We start from the raw sequence: 15283 nt of genomic DNA on the forward strand, positions 1-15283 counted from the left end.
ATGATATGAAAAAGAAATTAGACTTTTTACCGAACAGAGAAAACAAGTATTCTATTCGTAAATTTACTGTAGGGACAGCTTCCATACTGATTTCAAGTTTATTATTTTTAAGCGCAAATGGCGTAGCAGATGCTGCCGAAGATAATCAAGCAAATAGCGAACATAAACAAACTTCTACTACAAAAGATTCAGAACAATCAGAGCATGATCCTGATGAGAAAGACATCCAACGCCAAAAAGAAATTGATGAACTCGAACACGAAGAGTCAGAAGTGACTGTTGACGATGCCGAAGATACAGACGAAGCAGCTCATACAGACAATGATGATGAAAATATAGAAGACGAATCAGCAGAAGAAACTGAAACAGAGCCAAGTGCAGAAGAGAATAACGAAAACGATGCAGATGATTCAGATGACGAAGCGCAACGTCAAAAAGAAATCGACGAACTTGAACATGAAGAGTCAGAAGTGACTGAAGAAGAAGGTGACGAATCAGAAGAACCTTCACAAGAAGCAACGGATGATACAGAGGAAGCAACGACAGACGAAGATGAAGCTACCAAAGAAGAAGAAAATGAAGCTTCAGATGAAACATCTAACGAAGAAGAATCAACTAACGAAAACGAAAACACAGATGAAAATGTAGACGAAACAAGCGATTCAGAGGATGAGGGTGAAGAAGCACCGGCCGATGAAGGCTCAAATGAAGCCACAACAGATGAAAACAATCAATCCGAAACACAAGATGATGACGAAGCAGACCATCAACCCGTACATAAATCACAAAAAGCTGCTGAATCAGATGACACAACACAAAAAGATGACAATGAAACATCTACAGAAACACCTAACGAAGAAAACCACGAATCAGAAGCTACAGACGAAGAAAATACTCCTGACGAATCCACTCCAGCTACGAAACCTGCAGAAGATCATGAATCCGACCAAGATGACGCATCCGAAGAACATGAAAATACTGAAGCCGAAGATGATAAAGATACTACTTCAGAAGATAAAGACACACCTCGAACAGACGAAGGCATAGATACCGAAGGTAAACTATTCCCTGATAAAGAAAAAGAAGAACCAGCTTCTGACGCTGAAACACGTGATGACAAAGCAACAACCAACTCCGAACAAGCATCTACAGAAACGCCTCAAATTACTCAAAAAGACGATAAAAAATACGAATTGACAGATGCCAAACAATTTAAAGCAGGTATCAAAGATGAAGGAAATAAACAACAGTTTGTCGAAGATTACCTCAAAGACAATGATGTGAGTCAAAAAGAATCTCAAGATATCGCAAAACGCGTTATCCCAAACAATAAAGATGTGACTAGTGATGAAGTCTATGATGCACTCAGACTTAAATTGTTAAAACGTGCAGCAGAAACTCAAGATCAAATGCAACCGAAAGCTACACCTGCTGAGTCTCGTGTACGTACAAATAACAGATTCGTAACCGCTAGCATACCTGCTTCAAGAGCACAAGATCGTGCAGTGCAAGACCAAGCGAGAACAGATTACAGTAAATTGTTAAACATCCAGAAAACTTCAGAAGGTACAGCTAAAGGCAACGATTGGACAAGCATGAATGCTGTTAAATTTAGATTGTTAGATAATGGTAAGGCTGAACTCGATGTCACTTTAAATCAAAACGAGGGTCTTTCTTTTGGTTTTAACGCGATTGACCGTTATACAGTAAAATTTAACGATTATCTAAAAGATCATGTTGAAAGTGTCACTACTGAAGGGGATCAATTAACGAATAAAGGTAACGGAGAATACGAAATTGAATACAAACGTGCATTATCTCTCGTTTCAAATGGGAAACCTTTAAGCTTTAAAGCAGTAATCAATGCAGACGATTTCGACCCTAAAAGTGCATTGAGTATTAGATATCACAGACAAGTTAATACAGGAATACTTAAAGGAGCAGATGTTTATAACCTCACTTTCCAAGATTTTGCGACATTTTTAAATCAATATAAAGATGTTTATGAAGAAATCAGTAACTTCGATGCTGTAGATGATACTAAAAAAGAAATTTTACTTTCTCGTTTTGAAAACATAAATTCATTACCTAACTTGCAAGAAACAGCGGCTAGTGTGCGTAATGAAGGAAAAACGATGGTGAAAGACCAAATCAACAACATGAGTAATTTAAGCGACGATGAAAAAGCAAAATACACTAAACAAGTTGATGACAGCAAAAATCTAACAGATAACAATAATGTGGTTAAAGAAGCGCAAAAACAAGATGCGGGTAACCTAGTAAATAAACAAAAAGATCAAGGTAAAAATGGTATCAACGATTTATCAGATTTAACAGATGATCAAAAATCAGATTTTAACGATCAAATCGATAAAGCGCCTAATAAAAATGCGATTGATCAAATTGTGAAAAAAGCACAACAACAAAACACTACAAACGTACTTAACAATCAAAAAACACAAGGCAATCAACAGTTAGATGATTTAAGTAACCTATCAGATGATGAAAAATCACAATTCAAAGATCAAATTGATAAAGCTAACGATAAAGCAGGTATCGATCAAGTCCTCAAAGATGCACAACAACAAGATGACAAAAATCTTTTAAACGTCCAAAAAACAAACGGTAATAAACAATTAGATGGGTTAAGTAACTTAACAGATAATGAAAAATCTCAATTCAAAAAACAAATCACTGATGCCACAACCAAAGAAGCCATCGATCAAGCAGTCAATGATGCGAAAGCCCGTGATGTACAAGCTGAAGCAGAAAATAACTTAAATAAAGCAAAACAAACTGCACAAACAACTGTTGATGGTTTAACACACTTAACTGACAGTAATCGTTCAGACATTAAAAAACAACTTCAAAACGCTAAAACACCTGAAGCTGTAACTGATATTCTAAAAAATGCGCAACAACAAGATGCGGATAACCAATTAGATGAACAAAAACAACAAGGTACAGCTGAATTAAACAAAATCAATAATCTGACAGAGGAAGAAAAAGCCAGATTTAGAGATTTAATCAGTAAAGCAACGACAAAAGATGCGATTGATCAAGCGATTACAGATGCGCAAACCCAAAGCAGTAACAATGTGTTAAATAATCAAAAATCAGAAGCCCAAACGACATTAACTGGTTTAGAAAACCTAACAGATAAAGAACGTGAAGACTTTAAACAACAATTAAACGAAGCTCAAACAAAAGCAAGTATTGATGAAATCATTAACAATGCTAAACAACAAGATGGTTCAAACTTACTTAAACAACAACAAACAGAAGGTAAAACAAATCTAGCTCAACTTCACAACTTAACAGATGAAGAAATGGCAGACTTTACACAACAACTTGATGAAGCAACATCTAAATCTGTAATCGATGACGTCATTAATCGAGCACAAGGCCAAGATGCCTCTAACTTATTAAGCAAACAACGCAATCAAGGTAACCAACAAATTGATGCATTCACACATCTTTCAGATGATGAAAAATCAAATTACACACAACAAATTAATGACGCGAAAAACCAAAAAGCCATTCAAGACGTCGTTAATAAAGCACAACAACAAGATGCGTCAAACCTATTAAATAATCAAAAAACAGATGGTTCTAAAGAAATTAACGGCTTAGCTGACTTAACAGATGACGAAAAAGCACAGTATAACCAACAAGTTACAGATGCCGAAACACAAGAAGATATAGAAGCAGCGATTAATCAAGCGAAAGCACAAAACGTTAAAAATAAAGCAGATAAAGACCTATCTCAAGCCAAAACAGCGGCTCAAAGTGAAATTGAACGTCTGACACATCTAACTGATGACAATCAAACTTCAATCCAACAACAATTAAATGATGCGAAGACACCTGACGCAGTCGCAAAAGTTGTAGAACAAGCACAACAACAAGATGCTGACAACTTATTGCATAGTCAAAAAGACGAAGGTTCTGACGCTATTTCAGCATTGGAACACTTAACAGATGACGAAAAAGCACAATATAAACAACAAGTGACAGATGCTGATGCTGAAGCCGCAATTAACCAAATCGTAGCGGATGCCAAAGCGAAAGACGCCGATAACTTGTTAAATACGCAAAAATCAACAGGTAATGGTAATGTCAATGCATTAGAACATCTATCTGATGACGAAAAAGCACAATTCAACGATCAAATTAAAAAAGCAACAACGGCTGAAGCAATCAATCATGTCGTGAATGATGCGAAAGCGCAAGATCTGAAAAATAAAGCCGCAAAAGATTTATCTGATGCGAAAAGTGATGCACAAACAACGATTGAGCAGTTGAGCCATTTAACTGAAGACAACCAAGATGCTATTGCACAACAACTTGCAGACGCTAAAACGCCTGAAGATGTGGCAAACATCGTTAGTCAAGCGCAACAACAAGATGCATCAAACTTATTAGACAGTCAAAGACAACAAGGTACAACAACCGTTTCAGGATTAAGTCATTTATCTGAAGAAGAACAAGGTAATTACACTAATCAACTGAATGATGCAGCAACGAAAGCAGATATCGATCGCATAGTCGAAGATGCGAAAGCACAAGACGCGACGAACTTACTCAACAATCAACGTCAACAAGGCGCGCATCAAATCTCAGGCTTAGCTAACTTATCTAGCGATGAAAAAGATAGCTATCAACAACAAATCAACAAAGCTAAATCTAAAGCAGACATTGATCAAATATATGAAGCGGCCGAACAACAAGATGCAGCGAACTTACTCAATACTCAAAAACAACAAGGTCATACAAACATTAACCAATTAGCTGACTTGTCCGATGACGAAAAAGATCAATTCAATCAACAAGTCAATGATGCAACTACGAAAGAAGCGATTGATCAAGCTATCAATAAAGCGAAAGCACAAAACATCGCAAACAAAGATCTTTCTCAAGCCAAAGATAATGCCAAAACAGCACTTGGTCAGTTAACACATTTAACTGAAGACAATACAACTTCATTTAATAAACAACTGGCAGAAGCAAAAACGCCAGATGCTGTTTCAGATATCATTCGTAAAGCACAACAACAAGACGCTTCTAACTTATTGAATACACAAAAACAACAAGGCGTTTCAGAAATCGATCGTTTAGCAGACTTAACAGATGATGAAAAAGATCAATTCAAACAACAAGTGAATGATGCGACATCTCAAGCTGCAATTGAAAAAATCGTTTCTGACGCAACAGATCAAGGTGCATCAAACTTACTCAACAAACAAAAACAACAAGGTACAACAAGTGTGAATGGATTAACGAACCTTTCTGATGATGAAAAATCTGATTTTGCTAAACGTGTCAACGATGCGACAAGCAAAGAAGCGATTGATGAAGCGGTCAATGAAGCAACTGCAAAAGACTTACAAAACAAAGCAGCGAAAGATCTTTCAGATGCCAAACGCGATGCTCAAGTTGAAATTGAACGTTTAACACACTTAACTGAAGATAACCGCACAAACATTAATCAACAACTTGACAGTGCAGGCACACCATCTGATGTTGCCAATATTATCAGAGATGCACAACAACAAGATGCTGATAACTTACTCAGTGCTCAACGTGGTGAAGGCCAAGGTAGCATCGATCAACTCAATCATTTATCAAATGAAGCAAAATCAGCATTCAAAGAACAAATCGGTAAAGCTGCGACGAAAGCAAACATCGATGAAATCTTAGCGAATGCACAACAGCAAGATGCGACAAACTTACTCAACAATCAAAAAGATGCAGGTACAAATGAAGTGAACGGTCTGAAAGATTTATCTGACGCAGAACAAGCAGAGTTCAATCAACGCATTAAAGATGCTGTAACGAAAGAAGATATCGATCGTGCAGTGGCAGATGCGAAAGCGAAAGACGTTGAAAATAAAGACTTAAGCGATGCTAAACAACAAGGACAAGCAGCTATCGATCAATTGTCTAACTTAACAGACTCAGAACAACAAACATTGAAACAACAATTAAATGATGCTAAATCTCCAGCTGCTGTCGCTGAAATTGTTCAACAAGCTCAAGGACAAGATGCAACCAACCTCTTGAACAGTCAAAAAGCAAATGGAACAACGGATGTAGGTCAGTTATCACACTTGACTGACAAACAGCTTGCTGACTATCAAGATCAAATCAACAAAGCGAACGATAAAGCAACGATTGATGATATAGTTGAACAAGCTAAAACACTAGATGCAACAAACCTACTCAATAATCAAAAAGCAGACGGTACAAATGAAATTAATCGTCTTGAAGATTTAACAGAAGAAGAACAAGATGCATTCAATCAACGTATTAAAGATGCAGCAACAAAAGAAGATATCGATGGTGCTGTAGCGGATGCGAAAGCAAAAGCAATCGCAAATAAAGACCTTGCTCAAGCTAAACAAGATGGTCAAGCAACCGTGAACCCATTACAACACTTAACAGATGAAGAAAGAACAGATATTTTAGAACAAATCAACAATGCTCAAACACCTGAAGCTGTGGCAGATATTGTAAATAAAGCACAAGAGACAGATGCAACAAATCTCTTGAACCGTCAAAAAGGTGAAGGTACAGACACTGTTCAAGCATTAACACACTTGAAAGAGGAAGAAGCAGCGAAATTCGAACAACAAATTACGAATGCAACAGATCAAGCAACGATTGATGACATCGTTGAAAAAGCCCAACAACAAGATGCTGCGAACTTACTAGATCAACAAAAAGCAAATGGCACAAACGAAGTCAATGGTTTAGAAGATTTATCTAAAGAAGAACAAGAAGAATTTAATCAACGTATCAAAGGGGCTACAACGAAAGAAGATATTGATCAAGCTGTGGCAGACGCAAAAGCTAAAAATGTTGAAAATAAAGATTTAGCTCAAGCTAAACAAGAAGGCCAAGACACAGTTAACGCACTTGATCATCTTACTGACGAAGAAATCAGTGATATCAAAGAACAATTGAATACCGCTAAAACACCTGAAGCTGTTGCACAAATTGTTAAATCAGCACAAGACACTGATGCGACAAACTTATTGAACAGACAACGTGGTGAAAGCACAGATACAATTCAAGCACTCGATCACTTAACCGAAGAAGAATTCAATCACTTTGCCGGTCAAATCAACAACGCGAAAGATAAAGAAACAATTGATAGTATCGTAGAAGAAGCTAAGCAACAAGATGCGACAAACTTATTAAATTGCCAACGCGGTGAAGGTACAGACACAATTGAAGCCTTAGATCATCTTACAGAAGAAGAGTTCAATAAATACGCAAATCAAATTAAGAATGCAAAAGACAAAGCAACAATTGATGGCATTGTAGAAGAAGCTAAGCAACAGGACGCAGATAACTTATTGAATCGACAACGAGGTGAAGGTACAGACACAATTCAAGAACTTAACCACCTTACAGAAGAAGAATTCAATAACTTTGCTGAACAAATCAATAACGCAAAAGATAAAGAAACAATTGATAGCATTGTCGAAGAAGCTAAGCAACAAGATGCAGACAACTTACTTAATAGCCAAAAAGAAGACGGCACAAATGAAGTAAGTAATCTTACTGACTTAACCGAATCAGAAAAAGAAACATTCAACAAACGTATTAAAGACGCAACAACAAAAGAAGAAATAGATAAAGCTGTAGCGGATGCGAAAGCGAAAGACATCGAAAACAAAGACTTATCAGAAGCAAAATCTAACGGTAAAACAGAAGTAGAAGGCCTCAACAACTTATCAGATGAAGAGTCAGGTCAAGTAAATGAAGATATTGATAATGCGAAAACACCAGAAGAAGTAGCAGATATTGTGAAAGCAGCGCAAGACCAAGATGCTTCAAACTTACTAGATAAACAAAAAGCCGAAGGCACAACAATTGTTGAAGACCTAAGTAACTTAAGTGATGAAGAAATTAATCACTTTACAGAACAAATTAATAACGCAAAAGATCAATCAACAATAGAAGAAATTGTAGAAACAGCCCAAGGCCAAGACGCAGACAACTTGCTCATTAGCCAGAAAGAAGATGGCACAAATGAAGTTAATGGTCTTAAAGATCTAACTGACTCAGAAAAAGAAACATTCAATAAACGCATTGAAAACGCAACAACAAAAGAAGAATTAGATAAAGTTGTAGCAGATGCGAAAGCGAAAGACATCGAAAATAAAGACTTAACAGAAGCAAAATCTAACGGTAAAACAGAAGTAGAAGAACTCAACAACTTAACAGATGAAGAGTCAGATCAAGTAAGTGAAGATATCGATAATGCGAAAACACCAGAAGAAGTGGCAGACATTGTGAAAGCAGCACAAGACCAAGATGCTTCAAACCTACTAGATAAACAAAAAGCCGAAGGCACAACAACAATTAAAGGTTTAGACAACTTGAGTGATGAAGAAGTCGATAACTTCACAGATCAAATCAAAAACGCAACAGATCAAGCAACTATCGATGACATTGTAGAAGAAGCTAAAGATCAAGACGCAGATAATTTACTCAACAGCCAAAAAGAAGAAGGCATAAATGAAGTTAATGGTCTTAAAGATCTCACAGATACAGAAAAAGAAACATTTAATAAACGTGTACAAGACGCAACAACAAAAGAAGAAATAGATAAAGCTGTAGCGGATGCGAAAGCGAAAGACATTGAAAACAAAGACTTAACAGAAGCAAAATCTCACGGTAATTCAGAATTAGATCAGTTAAATCACTTAACAAACGAAGAAAAAGCGAAATTCAAAGAACAAATTAATCAAGCGAAAGCTTCAGAAGAAATAGCAGATATTGTGAAAGCAGCACAACGACAAGATGCTTCAAACTTAGTAGATAATCAAAAAGCAGATGGTAAAGATAATGTCGACAGTCTTAAACACTTGAGCCAAGAAGAAAAAGATAAATACAAACACGACATCGACGATGCGAAAACCAAAGAAGAAATCGACAGTATCATCAATAAAGCGAAAGATGAAGACAACAAACATCAAACAGAAGAAAGCTTAACTAAAGCGAAAGAACATGGTAAAGATAATGTCGATAAACTTAAACACCTAAGCCAAGACCAAAAAGACAAATATAAACATGATATCGATAACGCTAAAACGAAAGAAGAAATCGACAGCATCATCAACAAAGCAAAAGACGAAGACAGCAAACACCATGGAAATAAACCAACAGATACTGACTTAGACGGCGTGAAAAAACATGGTAAAGACGACATCGATAATCTTAAACATCTAAACAAACAACAAAAAGATAAATACAAACATGACATCGGCAATGCCAAAACAAAAGAAGAAATCGACAACATCATCAATAAAGCAAAAGATGAAGATAGTAAACATCATGGAAACAAACTAACAGATACTGACTTGGACGGTGTGAAAAAACACGGTAAAGCCAACATCGATAAACTCAACAACTTAACACCGGCTGAAAAAGATAAATACAAACATGACATTGATGATGCAACAACATCTGAAGCCGTTAACAAAGTAGTTGATAAAGCGACATTACAAAACATCAAACAACATTCAGAAGACGAGATTGATAATGCGAAACATGATGCCCATCAAGCTATCAATCGCTTACCATTAAGTGAAAGTGACCAAAACCATTACAACTATCAAATTGATCAAAGCACTACAATCCAAGAAGTGGTTGATACAGTAAACGAAGCACAACAAACTGCATCAAATGCAGATAGCACTTCAAATGGTCAAGATAACGAAACATTACCAGATACTGGTGAAACAACAGATAACACAGCTGCGAATAGCACACTACTCGGTACATTATTTGCAGCACTTGGCTCACTCATCTTCTTCAGAAAACGTCGTCACAACAAAGAAGACAACAAATAATAGAATAACTTCATATCCGAAAGCATTAGACTAATAAAAAACCAGCGGTTCCTGTTATCAGGACCGCTGGTTTTATTTTGTATAACTTGCTATAACATGTGAGGGTAGGCCACGCCACTCTGCTCAAAATTTTATTTTCTATCAAACAATGTTGCAGCTTGTTTTTCTAATTCTAACCCAGATTGAAAGCGTTGAGTGTAGTCTCGGAAACTGGCGATATCATCGTCAGTCGGTGTGATTGTGATGGCTTCAGTATCCTCAAAAGCGACCTCTTTTAAATAAGAAGATAATGTATATCTATCAGATTCAAAGATATAACGTGCGAGTGCAGCAATGCCCCAAGCACCGCCTTCAGATGCGGTTTGCATCACACTCACTTGACTCTCTAACGCAGCAGCGAGAAATGATTGTGCTACTTTTTCAGTTTTAAAAATACCGCCATGACCTAACATTGTATCAATCTGAATGTGCTCGTTCTCTTTGAGTAAATCAATTCCAATTTTCAAAGTCGCAAACGCACTATAAATCAATGTTTTCATAAAGTTAGCTAAAGTCAATTTGCTGTCTACTTGGCGTATGAACATTGGGTAACCTTGTGGCACATCTGTAATAAATTCACCGGATACATAACCGTAAGATAATAATTTTCCTAAATCGTCATCACCTTTAAGTGCTTGTTGAAATAGTTTAGTGAAAAGTGTTTCTTTATCATAATCTACACCAAATGTCTGTAGTACATCTTCAAAGAGCTGCATCCAAGCGTTGATGTCTGACGTACAGTTATTCGCATGAATCATCGCAACTTCGTAGCCGTCTGGTGTCATGACGCTATCTACTTCCGGATAGAGCGCTTGAATCGGTTCTTCTAGCACAATCATTGCGAAAATACTTGTACCTGCTGAAACATTCCCAGTACGGGGTGCCACACTATTTGTAGAGATCATACCAGTAGCTGCGTCGCCTTCTGGTGCACATAAAGGACAACCAGGCTTAAGATACCCTTGTGGATCGATGAGTTTGGCTCCAGTCGCGGTTAAAGTGCCTGCTTGTTCTCCGGCTGTCACTACCTTTGGAAGGATGTCTTCAATCTGTTGTGTATAACCACGTGCTTTAAATAATTGATTAAACCGGTCTAGCAGATCTTTACGATAGCTTTGCGTTGTATGATCAATAGGGAACATACCTGAAGCATCTCCGACACCAATCACTTGTTCATCTGTTAAGTACCAGTGAACGTAACCGGACAATGTGGTCATATATTGAACGTTTTTGACGTGGGGTTCTTGATCGATCGCAGCTTGATAGAGATGGGCGATGCTCCATCGTTCAGGGATATTCACGTCGAAGTCTTCCCTTAAGATATGTGCCGCTTGATTCGCATTGTTATTGCGCCACGTTCGAAACGGTATGAGCAGGTCGTCTTTATCATCAAAGACAAGGTAGCCGTGCATCATACCACTGATACCGAGAGAAGCAATGTGTGTTAATTGCGTGTGATACTGCGCTTTCAAGTCTTCAGTCATAGCGAGATAACTTTGTTGCAATCCTACCCATGTCTCGTTCATGGAATAGGTCCAATAGCCATTTTTATAGTCGTTTTCCCATTCGTAAGCACCGGTCGCAAGTGTTCGACATTGTACATCGATAGCGACAGTCTTAATACGCGTCGAACCAAATTCTATGCCAACCGAGAGTTCACCGTTGTCTATTAAACGCTTTCCTTCTTCTATATTCATGCTTCTTCTCACACCTTTTTGAAATCGATTTCAACCAAACCCTACCACAATCACACCTAGAGTCACAAACAAATGAGTTAAAGTTTAAGGTCATCTTCAGTTTAAAAATATCCAATTCATAAATATTAATCATTGAAAAGTAGGCTGATAAGATTTATAATTATAAATCGTAACAATTACGATTTAAAGATGAAGGGAGTGTCACGATGAACCAGCATCGTCGTGTAATTATAATTGGAGCAGGTGCAGCAGGGATTGGTATGGCCGTCACATTACAAGATTTCAACATGGATGATGTACTTGTGATCGAAGGCGACACGATTGGCCACTCATTTAAAAATTGGCCTAAATCTACGAAGACGATTACTCCATCATTCACAACCAACGGCTTTGGGATGCCCGATATGAATGCAATTTCAAAAGAGACATCGCCCGCTTTTACCTTCAACGAAGAACATGTCTCAGGGGAAACCTATGCGGAATATTTAGAAGTCGTGGCACAACATTATGAAATAGATGTAGCGACTTATACAAAAGTAACAAACGTCACACAAAATAATGGTATTTACGAAGTAGAAACAAATAGAGGAACATATACAGCAGATTACATATTCGTAGCGACAGGGGATTTTGCATTCCCAAATCAACCGTTTGAATATGGACAACACTATAGTGAAGTAGAAGATTTCAACACGTTAGCTGGAGATGATTTTGTCGTTATCGGAGGCAATGAAAGTGCGTTCGATGCTGCGATTCATTTAGGAAAACGAGGTGCTAATGTATCGATTTATACATTGACGACTGGATTCGATCACGATGATGCGGATCCAAGTATCCGCTTATCACCTTATACACATCAACGCTTACGTGAAGCAGTTCAACAAGGTGCACATATTGAAATGAATGTCGGTTATCACGCACGTAGTATTACTAAAGATGGAGACACTTATCGAGTGGCATTTAATAATGGTCACGTAAGAGAAACGAAGACAGAACCGATTATAGCCACTGGCTTTGATGTGACACGTAACCCGTTAGTTCAACAGTTATTTACAGTGCGCGATGGAGAAGTCAAACTTACAGAACTCGATGAATCCACACGTTATCCAAACGTATTTTTAATCGGTGCAACAGTTCGTCATGACGAAGCGATTCTTTGTTATATTTATAAATTTAGAGCACGTTTTGCTGTATTAGCGAATATTTTAATGGGTCGGGAAGACTTACCGGTCGACCAAAGTTTAATCGAAACGTATCGCAGTAACCAAATGTATTTAGATGATTACAGTTGCTGTGAAGTGGACTGCTCATGCTAGAAGTTGTTTTTGATTTACGAAATGGTCACGTGAGTACGATTCCAAATGAACCCCATTCATTGAAGCTCAAACATTATAAAAAATTAACAGACAGTCAACAAGGACTCCTTAAACGATATATCCTACGTCATAAACTCGATATTTCATTACAACAAAGTGTGGCTTCGTCACCAGAGAATAGCGCCTACGTCACAGATAAGTTACAACACTTCGTCGATGAGAGTAAGCAGTATCGTCCGACACCATTTGCGACTTTACTGGGGTGGTTGATCATCCTTCTCATGTTCGCATTTCCTGTGTTTGTGGCGTATCATTTTTCAGATTGGTTCCAAGGAAACTATGTTGAAAGCTGGATTGAGTCACTATCTCAACTTCCACTATTCCAACCAGATTGGTTACAACATTTCTTATTCGGAGATTATGGTGTCTTATCCCTCGGTACGTATTCTCTCGTATGGGCGTTACCTGTTGTGATCATGATTAGTTTATCAGTCGCAGTCATTGATCAGTCAGGACTCAAGGGTTACGTTGTCTGGTCAATCGAACCGACGATGAGGGCTATTGGGTTAAATGGTTCAGACATTGTTCCATTGTTAGAAGGATTTGGTTGTAATGCTGCAGCGATTACTCAAGCAGGTCACCAATGTTCGGCATGTACAAAGACAGAATGCATGAGTTTAATTAGTTTCGGTTCTTCTTGTAGTTACCAAATTGGTGCGACATTATCTGTGTTCAGTGCAGCGCATCAACCTTGGCTCTTCATGCCATATCTCATCATGGTCTTTGTAGGTGGTATTATTCATAATAAATTATGGTATAAAGGCAAACCGTCTTTATCGATGAATCAGTTTCCGCCTAACCATGATATCCACTGGCCTTACATGAAGCGGTTATGGGTGCAGATGATAGATAGTATTAAAATGTTTGTTGTGCAAGCGTTGCCGATTTTTATCGGTATTTGTATCGTAGTCAGTTTCTTAGCGCTTACGCCGATTTTAAACATCATTTCTAATATTTTCACACCGATCTTGATGTTATTAGATATTCCAACGCAATTGTCTCCAGGTATTTTATTTTCAATGATACGTAAAGACGGGATGTTGTTATTTAACATGGATGGAGGCGCACTCATTCAAAGTTTATCAGCTTGGCAACTATTGTTACTTGTCTTCTTTAGTTCAACCTTTACTGCATGTTCTGTGACGATTACGATGATGATTCGTCAGCTCGGTTGGTTAGAAGGCTTTAAAATTACAGCTAGACAAATGATTACGTCATTATGTTGTATTGTCTTACTTGGTACATTTACGATCGCATTTACATTATTCCAATAAAAAGATAGGGGTATCACATGCAAATTATTATTATCGGTGGATTCTTAGGTGGAGGCAAAACGACGACATTAAACTATTTAGTACAAGATGCATTGGACAATAATTTGAAGCCTGCAGTAATTATGAATGAATTCGGTAAAATGAGTGTCGATGGCAAGCTACTCGATGCGAATGTCCCGATGGATGAAATCGTGGACGGTTGTATCTGCTGCGCGATGAAAGTCGATGTTTCACAACAACTTCACCAACTCTACTTAACACACCAACCTGATATCGTTTTTATTGAATGTAGCGGGGTTGCTGAACCGATTGCTGTCGTCGATGCCTGTTTGACACCTGTGCTTGCACCCATTACGACGATTCGCAGCATTTTAGGCATTGTGGATGCGAAGATGTACAAATCGATTCAATCCTATCCTAAAGAGATTCAAGGATTGTTTTATGAACAACTTCATCATTGTTCCACACTCTTTGTGAATAAGATTGATCTTGTGGAAATGGATCACACGGCGAAACTCCTATGTGATCTTGAAGTGATTAATGAATCAGCGGATATTAGGGTTGGCACTTATGGAGAGCTTCCGCTTAAAGCGTTGCTTCAGCCTGATTATGTGGCTACAAAGGATCATGGAACACATCACGAAGGCATTGGACACCGATATGTGGACTTGCCTGATCCTCTCCAAAAAGATCAGTTTATACATCAACTAGAATCCATGCCGAAGACAATCTTTAGGATCAAAGGTTTTGTACGCTTTCAAAATGAACCGCATATCTATTTGGTCCAATACGCACAAGGAGAAATCGAACTTTCACCGATTGAACTATCTGCTGAAGTGCCACTTTATTTAGTGGCGATTGGTACAGATCTCGATTTACCCCTTTTTAATCAATAACACGGATGAGCCCGCCTTAGAGGTGTGGCTCATCCGTTTTTTATGATATTGCTCATTTTGAAGCACAATCCGCATTACGTTAAGATATGTATAGATTAAATGACAGATATAGAGAGAGTGAAATCGGAGGAAATG

5 protein-coding genes are annotated in these 15283 nt (G+C 37.8%); 4 read left to right on the forward strand and 1 reads right to left on the reverse strand.

Features of this window, described 5'->3' with window-relative positions:
• Positions 1 to 5 precede the first annotated feature (5 nt).
• Positions 6 to 9866: a YSIRK-type signal peptide-containing protein gene (locus tag ACSBRB_RS08415; RefSeq protein WP_435032398.1), complete on the forward strand. Its 9861-nt coding sequence runs from the start codon at positions 6 to 8 to the stop codon at positions 9864 to 9866.
• Positions 9867 to 9997: 131 nt separating this feature from the next.
• Here the strand turns inward: ACSBRB_RS08415 and ACSBRB_RS08420 are convergent, their stop codons facing one another.
• Entirely contained in the window at positions 9998 to 11602 is a 1605-nt protein-coding gene (locus ACSBRB_RS08420) for a xylulokinase (RefSeq protein WP_435032399.1), read from the reverse strand.
• 206 nt (positions 11603 to 11808) lie between these two features.
• On the opposite strand from ACSBRB_RS08420, the gene ACSBRB_RS08425 reads away from it, so the two are divergent.
• Genes ACSBRB_RS08425 through ACSBRB_RS08435 form a run of 3 tightly spaced genes read left to right on the forward strand, consistent with a single transcriptional unit; the run spans position 11809 to position 15148 of the window.
• Positions 11809 to 12918 (forward strand): NAD(P)/FAD-dependent oxidoreductase, encoded by a 1110-nt coding sequence (locus ACSBRB_RS08425; RefSeq protein ID WP_150888398.1) that lies wholly within the window; start codon positions 11809 to 11811, stop codon positions 12916 to 12918.
• Positions 12912 to 14252, forward strand: coding sequence for a nucleoside recognition domain-containing protein (locus tag ACSBRB_RS08430; protein WP_059107827.1), 1341 nt, complete (start codon positions 12912 to 12914; stop codon positions 14250 to 14252). The genes ACSBRB_RS08425 and ACSBRB_RS08430 overlap by 7 nt, the downstream gene beginning before the upstream one ends.
• Positions 14253 to 14269: 17 nt before the next feature.
• Positions 14270 to 15148 carry a CobW family GTP-binding protein gene (locus ACSBRB_RS08435; protein ID WP_435032400.1) on the forward strand — a complete coding sequence of 293 codons (879 nt, stop codon included), beginning with the start codon at positions 14270 to 14272 and terminating at the stop codon, positions 15146 to 15148.
• Positions 15149 to 15283 lie beyond the last annotated feature (135 nt).

The organism is Staphylococcus auricularis (assembly GCF_051172115.1).
Taxonomy (GTDB): Bacteria; Bacillota; Bacilli; order Staphylococcales; family Staphylococcaceae; genus Staphylococcus; species Staphylococcus auricularis_A.